At 58.5% G+C, this 21933-nt stretch carries 26 protein-coding genes and 1 tRNA gene; 18 read left to right on the forward strand and 9 right to left on the reverse strand.

The window, feature by feature from the left end; all coding sequences use genetic code 11:
* Positions 1 to 191 precede the first annotated feature (191 nt).
* Positions 192 to 761, forward strand: a complete 570-nt coding sequence (locus AC1RTQ_RS11475; RefSeq protein ID WP_492875812.1) for an SMI1/KNR4 family protein — start codon at positions 192 to 194, stop codon at positions 759 to 761.
* Between the two features lie 199 nt (positions 762 to 960).
* Here the strand turns inward: AC1RTQ_RS11475 and AC1RTQ_RS11480 are convergent, their stop codons facing one another.
* The 3 genes from AC1RTQ_RS11480 to xseA all read right to left on the reverse strand — a co-directional run bounded on the left by AC1RTQ_RS11480 (position 961) and on the right by xseA (position 3675).
* Positions 961 to 1125 carry a hypothetical protein gene (locus tag AC1RTQ_RS11480; protein WP_492875814.1) on the reverse strand — a complete coding sequence of 55 codons (165 nt, stop codon included), beginning with the start codon at positions 1123 to 1125 and terminating at the stop codon, positions 961 to 963.
* A gap of 292 nt (positions 1126 to 1417) precedes the next feature.
* Entirely contained in the window at positions 1418 to 2005 is a 588-nt protein-coding gene (locus AC1RTQ_RS11485) for a superoxide dismutase (protein WP_302090279.1), read from the reverse strand.
* 323 nt (positions 2006 to 2328) lie between these two features.
* Positions 2329 to 3675: an exodeoxyribonuclease VII large subunit gene (gene xseA / locus AC1RTQ_RS11490; protein ID WP_492875816.1), complete on the reverse strand. Its 1347-nt coding sequence runs from the start codon at positions 3673 to 3675 to the stop codon at positions 2329 to 2331.
* Between the two features lie 441 nt (positions 3676 to 4116).
* Here xseA and AC1RTQ_RS11495 point away from each other — a divergent pair, with 441 nt between their 5' ends.
* Together AC1RTQ_RS11495 and AC1RTQ_RS11500 are read left to right on the forward strand one after the other, a co-directional pair.
* The gene (locus AC1RTQ_RS11495; RefSeq protein ID WP_302090277.1) at positions 4117 to 4749 is read left to right on the forward strand and encodes a MotA/TolQ/ExbB proton channel family protein; all 633 of its coding nucleotides are present in this window, start codon (positions 4117 to 4119) and stop codon (positions 4747 to 4749) included.
* Between the two features lie 19 nt (positions 4750 to 4768).
* Entirely contained in the window at positions 4769 to 5200 is a 432-nt protein-coding gene (locus tag AC1RTQ_RS11500; RefSeq protein WP_302090276.1) for an ExbD/TolR family protein, read from the forward strand.
* Between the two features lie 82 nt (positions 5201 to 5282).
* On the opposite strand, the gene AC1RTQ_RS11505 is transcribed toward AC1RTQ_RS11500, so the two are convergent.
* A complete protein-coding gene (locus AC1RTQ_RS11505) occupies positions 5283 to 6203 on the reverse strand; it encodes a Dyp-type peroxidase (RefSeq protein WP_492875819.1) in 921 nt (306 codons plus the stop codon).
* A gap of 176 nt (positions 6204 to 6379) precedes the next feature.
* On the opposite strand from AC1RTQ_RS11505, the gene AC1RTQ_RS11510 reads away from it, so the two are divergent.
* A tRNA-Val gene (locus AC1RTQ_RS11510) sits at positions 6380 to 6456 on the forward strand.
* A 496-nt stretch (positions 6457 to 6952) separates the two neighbouring features.
* On the opposite strand, the gene AC1RTQ_RS11515 is transcribed toward AC1RTQ_RS11510, so the two are convergent.
* Complete coding sequence (locus tag AC1RTQ_RS11515; protein ID WP_492875821.1) at positions 6953 to 7597, reverse strand: TetR/AcrR family transcriptional regulator; 645 nt, start codon at positions 7595 to 7597, stop codon at positions 6953 to 6955.
* A 275-nt stretch (positions 7598 to 7872) separates the two neighbouring features.
* On the opposite strand from AC1RTQ_RS11515, the gene AC1RTQ_RS11520 reads away from it, so the two are divergent.
* The 8 genes from AC1RTQ_RS11520 to AC1RTQ_RS11555 all read left to right on the forward strand — a co-directional run bounded on the left by AC1RTQ_RS11520 (position 7873) and on the right by AC1RTQ_RS11555 (position 16172).
* The gene (locus AC1RTQ_RS11520; protein ID WP_492875823.1) at positions 7873 to 9420 is read left to right on the forward strand and encodes a bifunctional 3-(3-hydroxy-phenyl)propionate/3-hydroxycinnamic acid hydroxylase; all 1548 of its coding nucleotides are present in this window, start codon (positions 7873 to 7875) and stop codon (positions 9418 to 9420) included.
* 30 nt (positions 9421 to 9450) lie between these two features.
* The gene (locus AC1RTQ_RS11525) at positions 9451 to 10353 is read left to right on the forward strand and encodes a VOC family protein (protein WP_492875825.1); all 903 of its coding nucleotides are present in this window, start codon (positions 9451 to 9453) and stop codon (positions 10351 to 10353) included.
* 45 nt (positions 10354 to 10398) lie between these two features.
* Positions 10399 to 11244 carry an alpha/beta fold hydrolase gene (locus AC1RTQ_RS11530; RefSeq protein WP_492875827.1) on the forward strand — a complete coding sequence of 282 codons (846 nt, stop codon included), beginning with the start codon at positions 10399 to 10401 and terminating at the stop codon, positions 11242 to 11244.
* A gap of 78 nt (positions 11245 to 11322) precedes the next feature.
* A complete protein-coding gene (locus tag AC1RTQ_RS11535; RefSeq protein WP_492875829.1) occupies positions 11323 to 12273 on the forward strand; it encodes an MBL fold metallo-hydrolase in 951 nt (316 codons plus the stop codon).
* 115 nt (positions 12274 to 12388) lie between these two features.
* On the forward strand, positions 12389 to 13180 hold the full coding sequence (locus tag AC1RTQ_RS11540; RefSeq protein ID WP_492875831.1) for a 2-keto-4-pentenoate hydratase: 792 nt from the start codon (positions 12389 to 12391) through the stop codon (positions 13178 to 13180).
* A 25-nt stretch (positions 13181 to 13205) separates the two neighbouring features.
* Positions 13206 to 14156: an acetaldehyde dehydrogenase (acetylating) gene (locus AC1RTQ_RS11545; protein WP_492875833.1), complete on the forward strand. Its 951-nt coding sequence runs from the start codon at positions 13206 to 13208 to the stop codon at positions 14154 to 14156.
* A 14-nt stretch (positions 14157 to 14170) separates the two neighbouring features.
* A complete protein-coding gene (dmpG, locus tag AC1RTQ_RS11550) occupies positions 14171 to 15202 on the forward strand; it encodes a 4-hydroxy-2-oxovalerate aldolase (RefSeq protein ID WP_492875835.1) in 1032 nt (343 codons plus the stop codon).
* Between the two features lie 82 nt (positions 15203 to 15284).
* Positions 15285 to 16172, forward strand: a complete 888-nt coding sequence (locus AC1RTQ_RS11555; RefSeq protein ID WP_492875837.1) for a SphA family protein — start codon at positions 15285 to 15287, stop codon at positions 16170 to 16172.
* A 35-nt stretch (positions 16173 to 16207) separates the two neighbouring features.
* Here AC1RTQ_RS11555 and AC1RTQ_RS11560 read toward each other — a convergent pair whose 3' ends face one another.
* Positions 16208 to 16450, reverse strand: coding sequence for a hypothetical protein (locus tag AC1RTQ_RS11560; protein ID WP_492875839.1), 243 nt, complete (start codon positions 16448 to 16450; stop codon positions 16208 to 16210).
* Positions 16451 to 16703: 253 nt separating this feature from the next.
* Between AC1RTQ_RS11560 and AC1RTQ_RS11565 the strand changes: the two genes are divergently transcribed.
* Complete coding sequence (locus tag AC1RTQ_RS11565; RefSeq protein ID WP_492875841.1) at positions 16704 to 17198, forward strand: hypothetical protein; 495 nt, start codon at positions 16704 to 16706, stop codon at positions 17196 to 17198.
* 123 nt (positions 17199 to 17321) lie between these two features.
* On the opposite strand, the gene AC1RTQ_RS11570 is transcribed toward AC1RTQ_RS11565, so the two are convergent.
* Complete coding sequence (locus tag AC1RTQ_RS11570) at positions 17322 to 17696, reverse strand: hypothetical protein (protein ID WP_492875843.1); 375 nt, start codon at positions 17694 to 17696, stop codon at positions 17322 to 17324.
* A 297-nt stretch (positions 17697 to 17993) separates the two neighbouring features.
* Between AC1RTQ_RS11570 and AC1RTQ_RS11575 the strand changes: the two genes are divergently transcribed.
* Genes AC1RTQ_RS11575 through AC1RTQ_RS11590 form a run of 4 tightly spaced genes read left to right on the forward strand, consistent with a single transcriptional unit; the run spans position 17994 to position 19710 of the window.
* Positions 17994 to 18224, forward strand: a complete 231-nt coding sequence (locus AC1RTQ_RS11575) for a hypothetical protein (RefSeq protein ID WP_492875845.1) — start codon at positions 17994 to 17996, stop codon at positions 18222 to 18224.
* A 45-nt stretch (positions 18225 to 18269) separates the two neighbouring features.
* Complete coding sequence (locus tag AC1RTQ_RS11580) at positions 18270 to 18584, forward strand: DUF1153 domain-containing protein (RefSeq protein ID WP_043373207.1); 315 nt, start codon at positions 18270 to 18272, stop codon at positions 18582 to 18584.
* Positions 18585 to 18589: 5 nt separating this feature from the next.
* Positions 18590 to 19402 (forward strand): IS3 family transposase, encoded by an 813-nt coding sequence (locus AC1RTQ_RS11585; RefSeq protein ID WP_492875847.1) that lies wholly within the window; start codon positions 18590 to 18592, stop codon positions 19400 to 19402.
* Positions 19403 to 19446: 44 nt separating this feature from the next.
* Positions 19447 to 19710: an FAD-binding protein gene (locus AC1RTQ_RS11590; RefSeq protein WP_492875849.1), complete on the forward strand. Its 264-nt coding sequence runs from the start codon at positions 19447 to 19449 to the stop codon at positions 19708 to 19710.
* 338 nt (positions 19711 to 20048) lie between these two features.
* On the opposite strand, the gene AC1RTQ_RS11595 is transcribed toward AC1RTQ_RS11590, so the two are convergent.
* Both AC1RTQ_RS11595 and AC1RTQ_RS11600 read right to left on the reverse strand, forming a co-directional pair.
* Positions 20049 to 20498 (reverse strand): SRPBCC family protein, encoded by a 450-nt coding sequence (locus tag AC1RTQ_RS11595; RefSeq protein WP_492875851.1) that lies wholly within the window; start codon positions 20496 to 20498, stop codon positions 20049 to 20051.
* A gap of 52 nt (positions 20499 to 20550) precedes the next feature.
* Entirely contained in the window at positions 20551 to 20865 is a 315-nt protein-coding gene (locus AC1RTQ_RS11600) for a hypothetical protein (RefSeq protein WP_492875853.1), read from the reverse strand.
* Positions 20866 to 21075: 210 nt separating this feature from the next.
* On the opposite strand from AC1RTQ_RS11600, the gene AC1RTQ_RS11605 reads away from it, so the two are divergent.
* Complete coding sequence (locus AC1RTQ_RS11605) at positions 21076 to 21915, forward strand: CHAD domain-containing protein (RefSeq protein WP_492875855.1); 840 nt, start codon at positions 21076 to 21078, stop codon at positions 21913 to 21915.
* The last annotated feature ends 18 nt before the right edge of the window (positions 21916 to 21933 follow it).

Below are 21933 nucleotides of genomic sequence, written 5' to 3' on the forward strand. Positions count from 1 at the left end.
TTCAACAGGCCAAAGCAACACCATGGCTGCCTCTGGCGCAAGGAGTGCTGGTATGAAGCAAAGACTGCGGATTTACTACACCGAGAATCCAAAGAGCCACGCTGTGTATCCAAACAGTCCCTGCCCAACACCCGCTGCCAGCCCGACTTCGCTGTCCAACTCACTTACCTCGGAGTACTGCGCCTGCCGCCATGACACCTGACCAATATCTTGCGCATTTGCAGGCTGTGTATGCCGCATTCCAGCTAAGCTTTCACCCCATGCCACCGGCCAGCGAACAGGGTCTGGCCGCTTTGGCAGCCTCGCTGGGGCCTCTGGATACCGATCTGGCCGCGTTCTGGCGCCTGACTGCTGGCAGCAGCGCCGACAGCACCCAGCCCCTGTTTCAGCGGCCAGGCTTTGTGGATGCACTGGACCTTCTCACGCCACCGCAGGCCATCGCCCTGGCACTGCGCATGGAAAATCGGGCCCAGCGCATGTGGGATCTGGCCGGCCCCGCATCCCAGGACCCTCGTCTGAGCGGACGCTGGTGGCACACCGGCTGGCAGCCGTTTGCCAGCTTCTATGGCGACATCGTGCTAATGGCCGATCATCATCCCGGTCCTGAAGGACAGCGCGGCCAGATCATTGCCTATGTGCACGACCCCGACCAGATCTGCTGGATTGCCCCCAGCTTCTCAGCCTATCTTCAAGCGGCCGCTGACTCGATTGACGATGACAGGGAAGAATTTTTGAATGGACCGCTGGACGAGCAGGAGTAAGCGGAGCTCCTGGCTACGCCCCGGCCTCAAGGCAGTAGCTGGACAGCGTTGCCGAGCCCATAACGGTCTCTTCAAAGTCAACGCGGCGGGCCTGGTCTTGCTCGTCCCCCCAACCATCCCCATCAACGGCAGCAGATGCTCCTCTGATGAGAACTCCCTCGTCACACAACAGAGCCAGCGCACGGCCCACGGCCAGGTGTTATGCAGCGTTCACCCGGCCTGCCAGCTCAGGCGAGCCGGGCGCACGGTAATCCAGGTTACAGGTGTGCGGCGGAAAGCCGCCGTAGTCATACAGCATGCCAGGTTGGGCGGCACTCTGCGCGGTGAAAACCGCCTCTTCCCAATGGGCGGAGATCAGCAACACGGCCCTGGGCCGGCGCCATGACAGAGAAAGTACACGGGCATGCGAGCGCCTGCCTCCACTCGCCCGGAAGCCGCCTGACTGTTCAGGCTCTCACGCGCCTCCATGCCAATGCCTCCCATGCATCAACAGGCCATCAAAAAACATAGCCGCCTGCGCTTTCTCAATCAAAACTAAAGACCTAAAAAATCCTCATTCCTAGCAGACAGGCATAAAAAAACCTCCTTGCGGAGGTTTTTTGCCAACGATCAGGTCCGAGCCGTGCAGCTGCAGACCTGATGCCGTATTGCCGTGATCAGGCAGCGAAGTTGGCTTCGGCGAACTTCCAGTTCACCAGCTTTTCCAGGAAGGTTTCGACAAACTTGGGACGCAGGTTGCGGTAGTCGATGTAGTAAGCGTGTTCCCACACGTCCACGGTCAGCAGCGCCTTGTCAGCGGTGGTCAGGGGGGTGCCGGCAGCACCCATGTTGACGATGTCCACGGAACCGTCTGCCTTCTTCACCAGCCAGGTCCAGCCGGAACCGAAGTTGCCGGCAGCGGAAGCCACGAAAGCCTTCTTGAACTCGGCGTAGGAGCCCCACTTCTTGTTGATGGCATCAGCCAGAGCGCCGGAGGGTTCTGCTCCGCCGTTGGGGGTCATGCAGTTCCAGAAGAAAGTGTGGTTCCAGATCTGGGCAGCGTTGTTGTAGATGCCGCCGGAAGACTTCTTGACGACTTCCTCCAGATCCATGTTTTCGAATTCGGTGCCCTTTTGCAGGTTGTTCAGGTTCACCACATAGGCGTTATGGTGCTTGCCATGGTGGAATTCCAGGGTTTCCTGGCTGTAACCGAACGGAGCCAGTGCGTCGATAGCGTATGGCAGGGGGGGCAGAGTGCGTTCCATGATGGTTTTCCTCGTGGTTGAAATTTTTGGGGCCGTCCAGTGCCAAGGCGTCTGAGCGGTGGCCGCTGTGCCGACCGGGGCGGCTAGCACATTGCTGTACTACAGACGTCAAGTATTGCACTAACCGGACCATTGTAGAAAGAACTGAGGGGCTGCGCGCCACTCATCAGGACTATTGCGCATGCACTCAAAAGCATTCGCTCACGGCTTACAGCGCATGGATACTGCCCCCGCTGCATTGCCTGCGCTGATTGCAAAAGAGTTCTGATGAAGACCCCGGTTAGCATGCGGGTGTTTTGCGGCCAGCTTGTGGCTAGCGAGCATCAAAGCAAACGCGGCTGAGTGACCACCACATCCACCGCCCCATCCGACAACTGAGCCTTCAGCGCCGCTCCCGGCACGGCCTGCCGGACCTGGGTCACAGCCCTTCCCTGCTCATCCGTCAGCAAGGCATAGCCGCGCTGCAGCACCAGGCGCGGGTCCAGCAACTGCAAGCGCAGGTCGATGCGATCAAGCGCTTGCTTTTGCTGCTCCAGATTGCGCTGGAAGATATTGGGAAGATTGACCTGTAGCGCTTGCTGGTTCTGCGCAAGCCGCTGTAGTTTCAAGAGCATGGCATGACGCAGGCGCTGCGCCTGACGGCTGAGCTGCAGCTGGTTGCGCGCCAGCTGCTCGCTGGGCCGGCCCAGGCGCTGGGCCGCGATATCCAGGCGTTGGGCTTGGCGATCCAGCACACGCTGCACGGCATTGTCCAGACGGTCCTGCATCAGACCCAGAGCCCCCAGCCAGACCTCGCGCGGCTGGGCAACCAGCTCGGCCGCAGCCGTGGGCGTAGGCGCACGCAGGTCGGCGCAAAAATCGGCAATGGTGAAGTCGGTTTCGTGACCCACGCCGCTGATCAGCGGCACCGGGCTTTGGACAATGGTGCGCGCCAGCTGTTCGTCGTTGAAGGCCCACAGGTCTTCCAGCGAGCCACCACCGCGCACCAGCAAGATGGTGTCAATCACCGGCTGCCGTGCGGAATCACCACGCAAATCGCCACTTTCCTCTTGCCCCTCTTGCGCCAGGCGATACAGTTTCAATAGCGCCTGCACAAGCGATTGCGGCGCCTGGAGCCCCTGTACCAGGGCGGGAACAATTACCACCGGAATATGCGGCACGCGGCGGCGCAGCGCCGTCACCACATCGTGCAAGGCGGCCGCCCCCAAGGACGTGACCAGGCCGATGCCGCGTGGCAAGGGTGGCAGCGATCGCTTGCGCGCAGAGTCGAACAGGCCCTCGGACTCCAGCTGGGCCTTGAGGCGAAGAAACTGCTCGAACAAGGCCCCCTGCCCGGCTCGCTGCATGCTCTCCACCACCAGTTGCAGATCGCCACGCTGCTCGTAGACGCCTAGACGCCCTCTGACTTCGACCAGCTCGCCATCACGCGGCGAGAAACCAACCTGCTCGGCCGCACGACGGAACATGGCGCAGCGAATCTGCCCGCTCGCGTCCTTGAGGTTGAAATAGCAATGCCCGCTGGCAGCGCGCGAAAAGCCGCTGAGCTCGCCCCGCACCGCCACCGGATTGAAGCGCGCCTGCAAGGCATCGCCAATGGCGTGGCATAGCGCGCCAATTTCCCACACATGCGGCGTGGCTGCTGGGTTTGGACGTTCAAACAGTGAATTCATGCGGTGTCAGCGAGGTCTTACGCGTGCCGGATTCTCCACAGATGTCGGCGTCCAGCCTTGTCGGCGACAAAGCCAGAAAAATCCTAAACAGCACATGAAGAACATCATCTATCTTATTGATTTAAAACAACTTATAAAGCTTCACACAGGTGTCAAACTCGTAACAAGCCTTTAGAGCGAAGCAGATAACTTCCCGGCACAGCAACTAGATCACAAAGTTATCCACAGATTTCTGTGCTATACGCGAAAGCATTCGAAAAGAAACGCAAGCTCTTTGGGCCTGCTCTGCCGCTCCAAGCTCCATTCGCTTCAAGCGCTGCCTCGCGATCGTGCTGCGCTGAGTCATGCCGGCTGCATGAGGCCTGTAAAAACGGGTCGCGGCGGCACGGCAGTGGGTCATAATCATCGGTTGCAATTTCTGAACGACGAGGGAGAGCAACGTTGCTGTCGATCATACAAGCCGCAGGATGGCCTATCTGGCCTTTGATTGCCTGCTCGATTCTGGCCCTGGCCCTGATTTTTGAGCGCTTTGCCTCGCTGAAAGCCAGCAAGGTCGCGCCGACCAATCTGCTCAATGAAGCGATTTCGGTCTCCACCAAGAACCTGCCCAGTGCCGAAACCACCCAGCAACTGGCCCAAAGCTCAGTATTGGGGGAGGTTCTGGCCACTGGTCTTCGCACCCGCCAGGCACATCCCGAAAGCAGCGAAGAAGAGCTGCGCTCGGCCATGGAAGGCGCGGGCCGCGCCGCCGCCCACAAGCTGGAAAAGTATCTGAGCGCCCTAGCCACCATCGCCTCGGCGGCGCCGCTGCTGGGCCTTCTGGGCACGGTGATCGGCATGATCGAGATTTTCGGCTCCCAGCCCGGAGCCAGCTCCGGCGCCGGTAACCCCGCCCAGCTCGCCCATGGCATCTCGATTGCGCTCTACAACACGGCGTTCGGCCTGATGGTGGCCATCCCGTCGCTGATCTTCTGGCGCTATTTCCGCGCCCGTGTGGACGGCTATCTGCTGGGCATGGAACTGGCGTCCGAGCAGTTCGTGCGCCATCTGGGCCGCCTCAAGCCTGCCAAGTAAGAAGCGGAACACATCCACCATGAACTTCCGTCCTCGTCACCGCGATGAGCCCGAGATCAATCTGATCGCCTTCATCGACGTGCTGCTGGTGGTGCTGATCTTTTTGATGCTCTCCACCACTTACAGCAAGTTCACCGAGCTGCAGCTGACCCTGCCCGTGGCAGACGCCGAGCAGCAACGCGACCGCCCCAAGGAAATCATCGTCGGCGTCTCTGCCGACGGTCGTTACTCCGTCAACAAGCAAGGCGTGGATGACCGCAGCGTCTCCTCTGTTGCAGCCGCCCTGTCCGGTGCGGCAACAGCGGGCAATGACAGCGTGGTCATCATCAGTGCCGATGCCAACTCCCCGCACCAGTCGGTGGTGACCGTCATGGAAGCGGCCCGCCACGCGGGACTGTCGCAAATCACGTTTGCCACCCAGACCTCGGCCAGCGCAGGCAAGGCCAACTAGGAGGCCCTCGTCATTGCCTTTTGGTGATGACGCCACATGAAAAACGGGCCAGACGGCCCGTTTTTCTTTGCCCGGCCATTTCTCAGGCCTGGAGACCCAGCACCGTCAGATCGAGCTTGCCGCCGCGAACCGGCGGGCACCAGAAATAGCATCCTGTCAACGGCTTGGAAAAGTGGAACAGTCCATCGCTGATGCCGTCATCCATGCCCAGCATGCGACGCATTTGAGCCTCGAAAGCGTCAAAGCTGCAACCAAAGGCAGAGAACATCAAACCGCTGCGATCACTGCCCTGCGGGCTGACGCTCCACCAGGGCATGGAGCGTCGCACCACAAAGGCTTCCGGCTCAAAGCTCTCCTGCGCCGTGCGCTTGACATGGGCCGACTCAGGGGCATCGTCCAGCTCCTCGTTGTCGCTGCGACGGCGACCCACGGCATGGTCCTGCTCCGTGGTGCTCATGCAGCCAAAAGCCGAGTAGTCATGTTCCCACTGCTGCAAGGCCCAGTAGCTGCAGCCGTCCAGACCTGCCCCCAGCTCTGCAGCAATGCCGGCGACCACGGCCTCATCGTCATCGGGGTTCTCGGTGCCGTCTTCATAGCCGGTCAGGTCGCGGCCATGGCCGTTGTCCGAGCGCTGGTGCACAAAGGCATCCACGATGTGATCGAGCTTGAAGCCCGGTGCCAGCAAATTGGTCAGCTTGGTCGTCAGGGCGATCAGCTCACCGCGCTGATCGCCGCGCAGCCACAGGCACAGCGCATAAGGTGTGCTGGGTGCTTTGAACTGTGGGCCCTTGAGGTGCGGGAACTCGCGCATCAACGGCAGTTTCTTGTCCAGTTGCTGCAGCACCTGCATGCCCAGGCCCGCTACGACCTGCTGACCGTCAACACTGGTCTGCAATTGCTTCAGACTGTTCTGCAGATCTGCACCTGTACCGGCCAGGGTGAAAAAAACATAACGCCCCTGCTCAGGAAGAGACGCCAGAATGCCTGCTTGTGCTTTTGTCATGGGGTTGCCGATTCAATTGATGGAACACACATCAAAGTTTAGTAGCGAATCAGCGGCACCCCGCCAAGCCCAGGCCCGGGTGGCGGATCGGAAAAAAATGGGCCTCCAACGCAAAAAAGTCGCGACTTTGCCCAAACCACCATTTTTCCACTGCTAGAATTCATCCCATCGACGACAGGCGCGTAGCTCAGCTGGTTAGAGCACCACCTTGACATGGTGGGGGTCGTTGGTTCGAGTCCAATCGCGCCTACCAAACATCGCAAGCTAAACCAGAGCTTGCAGCAGAAGTGCCCGCTAACAAGCGGGCATTTTTGTTTGTACTGTTAAAAAAATATGAAAACCGTTCACGGAAAACGGCACGCAATCGGATACTTTTAAGCACAAACATGTGCTCTTTGTGCAACGTTTCTCCATCGTTTTTCACACCTACTTCCCAATCGATGGACAGCTATAGGCTGGTTGCAGCCACTGAGATTTGGTAAGCCTGTGACTGCTGCTGCCGATACCAGACGTTGACCTGCTATCAGCCCAGACGTCCGCTATGCGCCTCAAACCGGCAACTGGCTGTGTCGCAGTGCGCCAGACAACCTGAGCGGCAGCTTTCGTCAACTGCGAACGGGTGCTGCCGACCCAATTCGGTCGTTCGTAAGAACACTAGCCAGTGTCTGCTCTGGGCGGGAGTGGTCACTCGACACTAGGCAATCTGGACGAAGTTTGGCCGCAAGTTTGCATGTCGGTTAGCCTGTGACTCAACACCGAACACAAGTCTGAGCTTCACCGAGAGCCACCATCGCATCAGTGAGCTGGGCCATGTATTGCGACATCGCTCGGCCATCACCCGATTGCATACCCACGAATGCACCGTCGAAGCCTGCGACACCGAAGAATGCCAATGCATTCGCCAACTCATCAGCGACCTTCTCGCCCTTGTCGTTAAAGGACATCCGAATCATGTGTCGCATGTAGTCGAGACCCTCTTTACGGATCTCGGCGATCGTTTGCATTGCTTCGGGAGCATCTGTGGCCTCGCTGCTCATAACCAGCAGCAGCAGCAGACGAAGAAAGTCCTCTCGATGCACAAAGACTTCACCAGTCTTGTGCAAGTACCAACCAAGTCGCTCACGTGGCGTTCCACCTTCCGGGGGTGGCTGATGAGCATCGCGCATCGCAGCGAAGAACTCCCTCGCGCCACGCGCCATCACTTCGGACAGCAGACCTGCCTTTGACTCGAAATGGTGATAGATCGCGCTCTTGGGAATGCCGCTTTCCTGCACTAGTGCGGACATGGATGTGCCTGCATAGCCACGTGTAGCCATCACTTTGGCTGCTGCATCAAGTATCTCCTGACGCGAACGTTGCCCCCGTCGATTTCCATTGTTTTTGCTCTCTTCCATATGTGCAGTGTATGTGCCTGGCAGCTTCACATGCATCACCTAGAAGCATTTGCCATGTATACACCTGCCCCCTCTCAGAACGTGCGAACAATTAATAAGTATGCACATTAAACGCATACGTCAAAACCCTTAAGGGTTCTTGCTGATCACAGATTATGGACCAATCGGTACATTCTTGTTTTGTACCGATTGGTCCAATCTAATCCATGTCAAAGCATGCTTGATCTGAGCGTCATGACTGGCACCAACGGTTGCGAACTCAGGAGACAAGCTAAATGACCACCAAGACCTACGACGCAGACGTTGCCATCGTCGGCTATGGCCCGACAGGGCTGATCGGCGCGCTAACCCTCGCCAACAAAGGCGTATCTGTGATTGCGCTGGAGCGTGAGCAAGACATCTATCAACGAGCCCGTGCTGTGACGGTCAACGATTGGACGATGCGTATCTTCCAGGACCTGGGAATTGATGAGCGCATCGAGAAAGTCATAGATCCACAGCGCGCGCTTCGCTGGATCACTTATGACGGCACGGAAATCATGCGAGTGGAGCACCCACCGAGCACCTTGGGTCGCAAGCCGCGCTTCTACAACATCTACCAACCCACCATGGAGGCTGAACTGCGCCGCTGCGGTGATGCCTACGGGGAGCGCCTACAGGTCCGGTACGGCGCTGAAGTCATCGCTATCGAGCAAGACGCTGACGGCGTGACGCTGACCAGCCATGACAAAGCAACTGGCAAGCTGAGTTCCGTGCGGGCACGCTACGCGATTGCCGCCGACGGGGGCTCCAGCCCTTGCCGTGGGATGCTCGGGATAGATCTGTTGGGTGACACCAATGACGTGACGTGGGTGGTCATCGACTGCCGCGTCAAGCGCTGGTGGCCTGATCGTGATTTTCTGACTTTCTGGTCTGACAAAAACCGCCCTGTGGTTGATATCGCGCTCTCGGCTGGCAATCACCGCTGGGAAATTCCTCTCACGCCAGGCGAGACACCGGCCGACTACCCATCCAGCGCAGAGGTCTGGCCACTGCTCAATGCCTTGGGCGTTACGGAAGACGATGTCGAGATTCACCAGCACGCGTTCTACAAACACCATGTACGTATGGCCGACACGTGGCGCAAGGATCGTGTCTTCCTGGCCGGTGATGCCGCTCACTTAATGCCCCCATGGGCAGGCGCTGGCATGCAGACAGGCATGCGTGATGCTTTTAATCTTGGTTGGAAGATGGCTCGCGTCATCAAGGGTGAGTTGTCCGAGAGTTGGCTCGACACCTATGAAACGGAACGCCGCCCCAATGCGGTCTTCTACACCAATCTGGCCGTAGCTCTGGGACGGGTAATCAAGCAGGAGGCTAGTGCCGAGGAGATCGAAGCCCTCCATGCGGTGCCCACCGAGACAGTCACGCCCTACGAGCCACCACTGATCGCACCGCCTGCACTGGAGGCCGGATGGATACGTGGCGTCACGGGCGATGCCAGCATCGTCGGCCGAATGATTCCTCAGCCCATCGCGGGAGACACCTTCGGAAAGATGGCTCGCCTCGACGCTCTGCTGGGCGACGGCTTTGTCTTGTTGGGCATCGATACGAATCCAGCTGACTTGCTGACCCCAGAAGAAAAAGCAGGCTGGGACGCGCTCAATGCTCGCTACCTCACGGTGCGCCCCAAAACCGCTTACACGCACGGTTCTGATGAGCTGGTGGATCTCGACAACGTGCTACTGCCTTGGCTACAGCGCTACGGAGTCAAAGCCATCGCAATACGCCCCGACAAGTTCGTAGCGGCAGCCGATACCAGTGGCCTCGCTGTGCCCGCCTGACACCTCCCGTAGTTCTGTAAGGAGACTCAAATGAGTAGCGTGAATCAACTTGCCTATGTGGGCATTGAGGCCAGTGACCTCGCCGACTGGGAGCGCTTCGGCGTCGACCTGCTGGGGATGCAGCTGGGCTCCAGGAGCTCTGACTCCCTGCAATTGCGCATGGATGACAAAGTCTATCGATGGTTGATACAGAAGGGCCCCGCAGACGATCTATCGCTCACCGGTTTTGAATGCGACAGCGATGCAGACCTCGATGCCATCGTTTCGCGGCTACAAGCCGCCGGCCACCAAGTACGGCAAGGCGACGAACTACTGGCGAAGCAGCGGCAGGTTCAGCGCATCTTTGTAACGGCGGACCCACTCGGGAATCGTGTGGAGCTGGTCACGGGATTCGCAACCGCAAGCACACCGTTCGTTTCCAAAGCGCTGAAATCCAGCTTTGTGACAGGCTTCGGCGGCGCGGGCCATCAGGTACTTATGGAGCGCGGCATGGATCGCCAGCAGTTGATGGACTGGTATGGGCTACTCGGTTTCAAACTGACCGACGTGATCGATGAGAAGTTGGCTCCCAACTTCATTGCCAGCGTGGCTTTCATGCACTGCAATGGTCGCCATCACACCTTGGCCCTGGCAAATATGCCGTTTCCCAAGCGCATTCACCACTTCATGGTCGAAGTGTCCTCAATGGATGACGTGGGTCATGCCTATGACCGCTGCATGGACGACCGAAGGCAGTTCGAGATGACGCTAGGCATGCACCCCAACGATCAGATGTTCAGCTTCTATGTCCGTACCCCTTCGGGCTTCAACGTGGAGTTCGGCTGGGGTGGCTTGGTCATTGATGAGCAGACCTGGCAGGTCCAGCACCTGGATCACCTCAGTAGCTGGGGACACCGCCACCCCAAGGCTGTAGCCGAGTTGCTGCAAGCCTGAGCCTCGACTTCATTTCGTTTACCCCAACGTCTCAAGGAGATACCAATGTCTATCACGCAAGCCAGCACCAGCCGAACCGTCAAAACTCGCGACTGGAACCTGCAATATTACGAAGCCGGTGAAGGTCACCCCGTCATCCTGTTGCATGGCAGCGGTCCGGGCGCCACCGGTTGGAGCAACTTCTCCGGCAACATTGAAGCGCTGGCACGCCAGTTCCGCGTGCTCGCGGTCGATATGCCTGGCTGGGGCCTGTCCGATGCGTGCACGGTGGACCGTCTCGATCATGTGGATGCAGTCATCCAGTTCATGGATGCCCTCGGTATCGAGAAGGCGGCCTTTGTCGGCAACTCCATGGGTGGCCAGACTTCTCTGCGTCTGGCCACCGAGTATCCGGAGCGCATCAGCCACCTCGTCACCATGGGCCCTCCCGTGGGCAAGATGCCTTCGCTGTTCGGAGCCGGCGACGGCCCCTCCGAAGGTCTGAAGGTTCTGATCCAGGCTTACCAGGACGCGACACCAGAGAACATGCGCCGTCTGGTTGAAATCATGACTTTCGACAAAGCGCGCTTTGCCACCCCCGAATTGACGAAAGCGCGCTCCGATGCGGCGCTGGCCCGCCCGGAACATCTGAAGAACTACGTCGCTGGACTGCCCCAGGGTGCACCGCTGCCTAAGTGGGTGGACCGCTCCAAACTGCCGCAGATCCAGATCCCCACGCTGCTGGTTCACGGTCGCGACGACCGTGTGGTCTCTTATGAGAGCTCTCTGTTTCTGCTCGCCTGCATCCCCAACAGTCGACTGGTACTGCTCAACCGATGCGGCCACTGGGCAATGATCGAACACGCCGAGGAATTCAACCGCCTGGTTGCAGACTTCATCGCCAGCAACTAAGCACTTGCATAGGCCTGCTCCGCCGCGTGAATCGGAACAGGCCCGCTGCATGCAGAAATTCCAAAAATGGAGAACAGCATGAAACTGAAGACTCTTCTGTGTGCGAGCTTGCTGGTGGCCGCCTGGGCTGGCGAAACATCTGCGCAGACGCGACTTGTGACCCTTGGCACCCAGGGCGGCCCCCTGCCATCCACCACTCGGTCGCAGCCTGCCAATGCACTGATGGTGGGCAACAAGGTATATGTCATTGATGCGGGTGACGGTGTCCTGCGACAACTGTATGCAGCAGGCATAGATCTGCGCAAGGTCAGGCAGATCTTCATCACCCACGACCATGACGATCACAATGCCGGCTGGGGCTCCCTGCTGGGCGTGCAGTGGGACCTGGGAATATGGCCTGTCGATGTCTACGCGCCGAGTGCCAAGTCCACGATGAATGGCTTTCTTCAGTATTTCTCAGTCAATGCCCGCATCCGCCAGGCAGACTCCAAGAGCGGAAAACTCCCTCCTGAAAAAGCATTTCATGCACATGACATCCAGGGCAATGGCCTCGTCTTCAAGGATGACTTGATCAGCGTTACGGCCCAGGAGAACTGTCACTACAAGATAGACCCAGCTGCCGACGCCAAACGCGCTGACCAGGATCGTTCCTATGCGTTGCGCATCCAGACGCCCGACAAGACCATCGTATTCAGCGGCGACACAGGCCAATGTCCAGCGCTGATTGCCTTCGCCAAGGATGCCGACCTGCTGGTGCATGAGGTTATAGACCTGCCACTGACAAGCGAAATGATGCGACGACAGCATGTCCCCGATGCAGTAGCTGACGGCATGATGCGCCACATGACCGAGGAGCACACCGTACCGGAAGACATCGGCTTGCTCGCCAAGGCCGCAGGCGTCAAGAAAGTCATCCTGACACATCTGGTCCCCGGCGGCGATGAGCCTGATTCGCGATACACCGACGGCGTTCGCAAGCACTTCAGTGGACCTGTCGAAGTGGCACGCGATCTCATGGTCTTCGAATAGAGGTCCCCAAGAGCAAACAGCACTTCACCACCGGCTGCACCAGGTCTGTGGTGTGGTCGGCCGACTGCGACCTTAGGCAAAGAGCCTTGTTTCTTCCCCAATCACAGCCCCCCCTATGACTGCCCCATCAACAAACCTTCATGCTGCTGCCTTGGCCATACGAGAGGCTCGCAGCTCCCGCTGCCCGATCGCGAGGGTATCGGAAACCTTTGGCATCTCCGGGCTCAACGCTGCCTACCAGATAGCTCAACTCAATACACTGGATCGCTTGGAAGATCCTGCCCGTCGCATCGTAGGCCTCAAGGTTGGACTCACCAGCAAAGCAGTACAACAGCAGTTGGGGGTGGATAAGCCCGACTTCGGTGTTCTGTTCGACGACATGGAATACCTGAATGGAGACACCATTCCCATGAGTCGACTCATCCAGCCAAAGGTGGAGGCCGAGGTTGCCTTTGTCGTCGGCAAGGATTTAGGCAGCCATGCGACCTCCTGGGCCGAGTTCGTCAACGCCCTGGCTTATGCCTTGCCAGCGCTGGAGATCGTGGACAGCGTGATTCAGGACTGGAAGATCACCCTGGTGGATACCGTGGCTGATAACGCATCTTCGGGTCTCTATGTGCTGGGCGAACAGCCTGTCAGCATCGGCGCACTGGACACCTCGGCCCTTGGCATGCAGATGAGCATCAACGGCAGGACCGTTTCGGTCGGCACAGGCGCCGCCTGCCTGGGCCACCCTCTGCGCGCAGCCTACTGGCTGGCCTGCACCATGGCCGAGCGCGGCCATCCCCTGCGCGCTGGCCAACTCATTCTGTCCGGTGCCTTGGGACCCATGGTAGCTCTCAGCAACGGCGACTTGGTCCAGGCACATCTGGGCAGCCTGGGCAGCGTCGGCTGCCGCCTGGCCTGACGATCCCTCTCCTACAAGGACCCCCATGAGCAAGAAACTCAAGGCCGCCATCATCGGCAGCGGCAATATCGGCACGGATCTGATGATCAAGATCCTGCGCCATGGCAAAAACATCGAGATGGGCGCCATGGTCGGCATCGACCCCCACTCCGACGGCCTGGCCCGCGCCTCCCGCATGGGCGTGGCCACCACCCACGAGGGCGTGGAAGGCCTCACGCGCATGCCCGGGTTCGCAGAGATCGACTTTGTGTTCGATGCCACCAGCGCCGGCGCACATGTGAAGAACGACGCCTTTTTGCGCAGCCTCAAGCCCGGCATCCGCATGATCGACCTGACGCCGGCGGCCATCGGCCCGTACTGCATTCCCGTGGTCAACGGCGACATGCATCTGGACGCGCCGAATGTGAACATGGTCACCTGCGGCGGCCAGGCCACCATCCCCATGGTGGCCGCCGTCTCTCGTGTGGCCAAGGTGCACTACGGCGAAATCATTGCCTCGATCGCCAGCAAGAGTGCCGGCCCCGGCACCCGCGCCAATATCGACGAGTTCACCGAGACCACGTCCAAGGCGATCGAAGTCGTGGGCGGTGCCACCAAGGGCAAGGCCATCATCATCATGAACCCGGCCGAGCCGCCCCTGATCATGCGCGACACGGTCTACACCCTGAGCGAGCTGGCCGACGAGGCCGCCATTGCCGCATCGGTGGAGCAGATGGCCGCTGCCGTGCAGTCCTATGTGCCGGGCTACCGCCTGAAGCAGAAGGTGCAGTTCGACCGTATCGACACCCCGATCCGCATCCCCGGCGTGGGCCATGCCCTCACGGGCCTGAAAACCGCGATCTTTCTGGAAGTCGAGGGCGCGGCCCACTATCTGCCCGCTTATGCCGGCAACCTCGACATCATGACCAGCGCCGGACTGCGCACTGCAGAACATATGGCCGAGCGCATGCTGGCGACGCTTGCCGTGGCCGCCTGAGGAGACGACACACCATGACGCCAACCAAGAAAATCTACATCTCCGACGTGACCCTGCGCGACGGCAGCCACGCCATTCGTCACCAGTACAGCGTGGAGCAGGCCAGGCAGATTGCCCAGGCACTGGATGAGGCCCGGGTCGATTCGATCGAGGTCGCCCACGGCGACGGCCTGCAAGGCTCCAGCTTCAACTATGGCTTTGGTGCCCACACCGATCTCGAATGGATTGAGGCCGTGGCCAGCGTGGTCAAGCACGCCAAGATCACCACCTTGCTGCTGCCGGGCATTGGCACCGTCCACGACCTCAAGGCTGCCTACGAAGCCGGAGTCCGCGTGGTACGGGTAGCCACCCACTGCACCGAAGCCGACGTGTCCCGCCAGCACATCGAGTACGCCCGCCAGCTGGGCATGGAGGCCGTGGGCTTTCTGATGATGAGCCACATGACCTCGCCCAAGGCCCTGGCCGAACAGGCCAAACTCATGGAAAGTTATGGAGCCACCTGCTGCTATGTGGTGGACTCCGGCGGCGCCCTGGGCATGAATGATGTGCGGGAGCGCTTCAGGGCCTTCAAGGACATTCTGAAGCCCGAAACCCAGACCGGCATGCACGCCCACCACAACCTGAGCCTGGGCGTGGCCAACTCCATCGTGGCCGTGGAAGAAGGCTGCGACCGCGTGGATGCCAGCCTGGCCGGCATGGGCGCGGGCGCCGGCAATGCTCCGCTGGAAGTGTTCATCGCAGCCGCAGAGCGCCTGGGCTGGAACCACGGCACCGATCTGTACAAGCTCATGGATGCGGCCGACGACATCGTGCGCCCGCTGCAGGACCGTCCGGTACGCGTGGACCGCGAGACGCTGGCACTGGGCTACGCAGGCGTTTACAGCTCGTTCCTGCGTCACGCTGAAGTGGCTGCCGCCAAATACGGACTCAAGGCCGTGGACATCCTGGTCGAGCTGGGCAAGCGCCGCATGGTCGGAGGTCAGGAAGACATGATTGTCGACGTCGCCCTGGACTTGCTCAGAACACGCCAAACAACAGCAAGCTGATTTCCGCGCCCTTCCTGCTGGCCACCGCATTAACCACCTATCCACACAAGAAAGAACGAATCACGTTCTAAAAGGAGACATCATGGATAAAGCAATTCACCTTCTGATCTGCGCTTCTGTCTTTGCAGCAGCGAGTGCGCACGCTGCTGAAGGGGGAGGATCTGTCTACCCCAACGGGGCGGAGAACTTTGTTGCGGGAGCGCTTCCCCCACCAGGCCTCTACGGGATCGCCTTCGTGAACCATTACGAAGCCAACCGGCTCAATGATTTCTCCGGAAAGCAGATAGACATTCCTGGATTCAAGGTTCGAGCCACAGCGATCACGCCTCGTGTCATCTGGGTTCCAGGAGTTTCGGTACTGGGCGGTGATCTCGTGGCGCACATGCTTGCGCCGCTGGTGGAGGTTGAAGCCAAGATGGGCGGCCAGTCTCAAAAGAAAAGCGGGCTCGGTGATATCACGATGGGCCTTGGCGTGGGTCATCACCATGGGACCAACCTGCACACAATCCTTGGGCTGGACGTCACGCTTCCCACCGGAAGCTATCGGAATGGAGATCTTGCAAACCTGGGCAGAAACTACTCTGCCTTGGAGCCAGTTCTGGCTGTTTCATATCTCAACAACCAAGGCTTCAACGGTGACCTCCGCATGGGATACCTCATCAACCGCGTGAACAAGGCGACTGATTACCGGTCAGGGCAAGAATTCCACCTGGACTATGCAGCTGGATGGGGGCTGGGAAATGGCTGGGTACTTGGTTTGGGCGGCTATTACCGAAAGCAGACCCAACTGGATAAGCAAATGGGAGTTGAGTTGCCCAACAGCAAAACCAGTGGGATGGCCATCGGACCGAGCATCAAATATGACAGTGGGCGCGGTTGGTTTCTAACGGCCAAATGGCAGTTCGAAAAGAACATGAAAAATAGCGCTCAAGGCAATGCGCTATGGCTTAGGGCAGCATTGCCTATTTGACCCAGCGCCCCAGCAAGGATACTCTCGGCCTGCACTCACATCGTCGCAACGCAAACTTGCACACTCGACGCCAAAGTGGGGCCGAACAGATCATCCAAGCGGACGCCCAATGGCACCGCTGAACTTAGCTGCAAGCTGACCGTCTTCATCTGGTCGATCAGCGACCGTCTTAGATCGGCCAAAAACAGAAATTCGGCTTCCATCTGATTGACGTCCCAGCTGGAGACATTGGCGTAAAGGAACTGGCCGACAGCTGTTAGCTTTAAGCAGTCGGCCAAGCAGCCTTCGCGAACGGCTGCTTCTGGCCGATAGTGTGACCACACGTATGCGCCAGGAAGCAGACACCCCCGAACGCGAGCCAAGTTGGACAGGTCGGCGGTCGGTGAGGTCCACGAACTGGTGCTGCCAGCCAGAAGCAGTCATACACTGTTCAGAATAGACAACTTTATTTTGTCCAGCAATATGCCCTTGCAAACTCTCATTACTGTCAAGAGTCACCCCTCTTTCCTAACCGTCTATATGTGTTGGGGTATGGCAGTATTTGGCTTATTGCTGGGATTCTTGCATACCGAAAACCTCATCATGGCGGTCGTTTTTGCTGGAGCCGGCTTGTTACTTTTCTGGAATAAGTTGATAGCAAGCCGGCGACAAGTCACGTTAGATGCATCTAGTGGTCAAGTGACCATTTCGAGAGTCTCAGCCTTCTTTAAGCCAAAGCAGTGCTCCTATCCTCTAGAGATTTTTGGCTCAGTTCAGTCATACATCCTGCAAGGGAAGAGTCCCGTCAACCGCGTAGAACTGCTCACTAAGACCGGGGGCGAGGCATTGCTGCTTGCTCTATTTGAGCCTGCAAATGTTGCCCCTTCGTTCTTCTCTTTCCCTACAGACGGGGAAAACAAGAGCGCAGAGCGCCTCCGGCAAAAGATCGCTGGTCAGTTAGGGCTTCTTGATCGAGGTTTTCTCGGAAACAGGATGTTCGGCGCACAACTAAAAGACTGTTGTGGATGCACAGTTGCTAAAGGATGAGCTTCAATGGCTGCAGGGGATCGGTAAGCGACGGCCCCAGATCGGCCAGAAGCAGACAGCCGCAGAGCATCTCCGAACGATAGCTTCAGGGTGGTTGCAGTCGGTCAAGTCAGATGGCTTTTCTCAGGAAGTTAGGACAGGATTTGCGCTGTATTCGCCTTTTGAAGCAATGACTTCCACGCCCGCACTATTTGCCTTGGAATCCAAGTACGTATGTCCCGGCTTGTCACCAGCTGCTAGCGCTCGCAATTGATCAGCGAATTGCTGCGCCTCCGACGACGAAACCTTCCACTCAAACAGCACATCACTTCGACTGAGACTCCCCTCATCATCGGAGGACACAATCATCAAACCCACATTCACCAGTTTGACGAAGGACGATGTCGCTAGATCGATTGACTGTCGCGCCTCAATGCAATCCGCAAGCCAGTTCAGCGATACTGAATCTCCAAGTATCAGCAAAGTAGGCTCTGCAAAGTCTGCGAGTCCAATATGCATGGTGCTACTACTCATTTCTTGACAGGCGACAAGCCACCGTGCGGAACGTTAGTCCAAGGAGAACTTTTCCCATCGTGAGCGTTGTGATCCCAGTGATGGTTAGGTCTTGATTATGAAGGGCTCCAGCAGGCTAAGGCCCTTCTGTTGGCTGCAGGTCAACTTCAGCTATGGGTCGCAAGCTCCTGTTCGCTCGACGTGACAGCAGAGATCCAGCGACCTATCTGCCTGCACTTGATGGTCGTTGTCCGCCGCACACCTGAAACCCGTCATTGGGCTGTCTCCCGCGTCAATGCTTGCATGGACGCTGTCACAGACATCGACACTCAGCCAGAGCAACGTAGCCGCTTGTTGGACTGGTATGTGAACCGTCTCTGCAGCGGGGACGACAGAAAGGGCCAAGCCGCATTCCAGCGCGACCTGCAGCGCCTCTACGAGCTCGACCGGATCGAAGAATACCTGGAGCGTCTGGACGAAGAGATCCGCGTTGCTAACCGGCGCGCGCTGGTCTTCTTGGAATACATGTATTGACCCACTGAAAACCTGCTCAGGTGTTACCGTCGAGAGGAAGACACCATGAGCACATTGATGGAAGAAGAGATCAAACGCTGGACCGCAAAGCGCAAGACGGCACTGATCCTGGAGATCATCCAGGGCAAGACCAGCGTGTCGGAGGCCAGTCGAACCTATGACCTGCCGCCGTCGGAGATCGAGGGCTGGGTGGAAGATGGCCGCAAGGGCATGGAGAATGCGCTGAAGGCCAACCCGCAGGATGTGCGCGAGCAGTACGAGCGCCAACTGAAGGAGTTGCAGGAGGCCTACGGCGAGGCGATGCTGGAGTTGCGCGCAAGAAAAAAATTGCAGTCCCTGCTGGGCGAGGACGAGAAGTGATCGAGATGATCCGCCAGGGACTGCAGGCCGACGGCATCACCGCCTCGATCAGCAAGCTGTGCCGGTGGTTCGAGGTGCCGCGGCGCAGCGTGTACTACCGGCCGGTGAAGGCTGCACCCACGCTGCAGGAGCACTTCGTGGCCCCGATCAAGGCCATGATCGAGGAGAACCCGTCCTTCGGGTACCGAACCGTGGCGCACCTGCTGGGGTTCAACAAGAACACGGTGCAGCGCATCTTCCAGCTCAAGGGCTGGCAGGTGCGCAAGCGCCCGGTGGGCTTCAGGCCCCGGATCCAGTCGCTGCCCTCGGTGGCCAAGGCGCCCAACGAGCGCTGGGCCACGGATATGTGCCGGGTCTGGGCCGGGCGTGATGGCTGGACCACGATGGCCCTAGTGATCGATTGCCATAGCCGGGAACTGCTGGGCTGGCACCTGTCGCGCAGCGGGAGATCCAAGACGGCGGAGTCAGCACTGGAGCAGGCGCTGATCGCACGGTTCGGGACGCTCGGGCGCGTGCCAGCTCCGTTCCTACTGCGCTCGGACAATGGGCTGGTCTTCACCAGCCGCAGCTTCACGGCCCTGGTCAGAAGCTATGGCCTGTGTCAGGAATTCATCACACCACACAGCCCCGAGCAGAACGGCTTGGTCGAGAGGGTGATCCGTACGCTCAAGGAGCAATGCGTGCATCGGCATCGCTTCGAATCGCTGCAGCATGCCAGCCGGCTGATCGGGGACTGGATCCACTTTTACAACCACCGGCGCCCGCACCAGGCGCTGAACATGAGAACACCCGCTGAGGCATTCGCATTAGCGGCCTGACCTGTGCAGGTTCTGCTGGGTCAATACACTATGCAGACCCATCTGTGAAACCTAATCCCTGTTTGTCTAAAATTTCTAAAGCTCCTTATTATGCGATAAAAATATATTTTGGAGAGTTTGGTACAAATGGCGGATTAGATATAGATGAAAATGCATGCATTAAAAACACAAATGGAGAAATAATTGAAGGTCTATATGCGGTGGGAAATTGTGCTGCTGCAATACTTCCTGCTTATCCTGGACCAGGTTCAACTCTCGGTCCGGCCATGACATTTGCATTTTTGGCCGCAAAACATATTTCTCAATGAGAAAGTTAATTAATAGAAATGAAAGGGTATATACGGAATAATTACGAAAAACATATCTATACCAGAGAAAACCAAAGAGAATTCGTGGTGGAGAGTAAATAATGAGAAATTAATAAAAATTTCCGTAATTTTACCGTTTTATGTGAGTTTCTCGACCTTGACATGGTGGGGGTCGTTGGTTCGAGTCCAATCGCGCCTACCAAACATCGCAAGCTAAACCAGAGCTTGCAAGCAAGACAGCCCGCTGCAAAGCGGGCTTTTTTGTGTCTGCTTCTCTCTTGCATCACCGCAGCATGGAGCACGCCATGCATTGACCTCGGGTCGCCCTCTGCGCGGCTTTACGCTCCGTCAGGGATGGTCGGCTCCACGAGGAGGGCAAGCAGCTGCAGCGACTCCTGCCAGCCCAGATAGCAGGCTCCCTCGGGAATCATGTCGGGAACGCCCTCCTGCACCACATGCAGCTCGGTGCCGCAAAACACGGCTTTCAGTTCCACGGTGGTGATCATCTCGCCCGGCAGATTCGGGTCCTCGAAGCGGTCGGTATGGCGTATGCGCTGGTTCGGCACCAGCTCGAGAAACTCGCCGCCAAAGCTGTTTCGACTGTTGGCGGAAAAATTGATGAAGCTCATGCGGTAGCGACCGCCCACACGGGCGTCAAATTCATGCACCTGCGCCGCGAAACCATGAGGCGGCAGCCACTTGACCATGGCCTCGGGGGTCGTGAAGGCCCGGTAGACCCGCTCGGGCGGGGCCTTGATCACACGATGCAGTCGAATGGTCTGTGGCATGCGAGACTCCTGAGATAGGGGCATCTAGCTTAGTCCTCATCGCTGCGGCTGGCTACCAGGCTTTCATGGACGCATTCATCAATCGCCTCTTCGGCGCAACGCCGCCACGGATATCCAACGGACAAGCCGCTGCGGCTCGGCACCCAACAAACCCCTTGAATGATTCGCCGACTTTAAACAGATGGCTGTCCATGGCGTGCGATGACGAGATCGTCGTCGATGCTGCATGGCCGCCTGCGCCGTCGACCCTGGGGCGAAGCTTGCATCCATTGCCGCAGATATTGTCAAAAAGGACTTGTTCAATGCCGAGTAGGGCCAGGCCGGGCCGGATGAGCTCTGTGAAAAGCCGGCTTTGAGCTTGGCTCATGTTCGTCGCCCATCTGCCACAGCCTGATCTTCAGACTCTACGCAACCCGAGCCGCTACCAATCTGGACGCGCAACTGCCAGAATTCAGGAACGAGCCCATACGGCCTGGAGCACGGAAAATGGCACACTATGGCGAACACTGGCGTATGCCGCACCACATTGCGCGCCGCCGCCTGTCGCAGCCTCATGACAACGGCCCCGGGAGTTCGTATGGGCAAAGGCAAACCAGACGCCATAGTGGCGTTTTCAGCTATTGCATCCCCGCTTGTCGACTCGGCAGTCGAACAGGCACGGCTGATAGCCCAGGCACCCGCCGTCGAGGGCATCCATCAGTTGCGCGTCACATTGCGTAGCCTGCTGACGCTGTGGTGGTTTTACCGGCCTCTGATGGAGGCGAGAAAGTACGCACTGCAGCGCAGCAGCCTGAAATCGATTGCCTGCGCTGCAGGCATGGCCCGCGATTACGACATTCTGATCGAGCTGCTAAGGCGAAACGACAAATGCAGCGCGGCCGACATTGCGGCCCTATCGGCCGCCCGCGAATCCGCTCTGCAGGCTGGCCGGGAAATACTTTCGCCCCCTCACGTACAGACATGCTTGCAGGAAGCTCTGGCGCAAGCTTCAGCAAGCTTGGGCCCTGGGTCCGGCCAGCCGCGACTGCGAGCTCTTGCACAGGCCCGGGTTGCACAAGCAGCGAAACAGCTACGCCGACGCACCAAGCGGGCGATCACCGCCGGCAAGCCAGACCTTGAAGCCTTTCACGATGTCAGAAAAGCCGGCAAGAAAACACGTTATCTGCTGGAACTGTTCGGGCCCCTGCTGCCCGCAGACCATCGCAGCCTGCTCAAGCGACTCCAGAAAATCCAGCAGCCGCTTGGCGAGTTGAATGACTTTGCTGTCAGCGAAAGCCTGCTCAGGCAGAACCCGTGCCTGATCCCGTCTCCAGATCAGGCGAAAGAAATAAGACGCTGGCTCAGAAAAAAACGCAAACACCGCTTGAACGCCCTCTCCTGCTTGCTGCGCAAGGATCAGACACTCAAGCAGGCTTAAACGCTCATGACGGCGCCG

The sequence above is a fragment of the Comamonas sp. GW821-FHT11H03 genome, assembly GCF_058807955.1.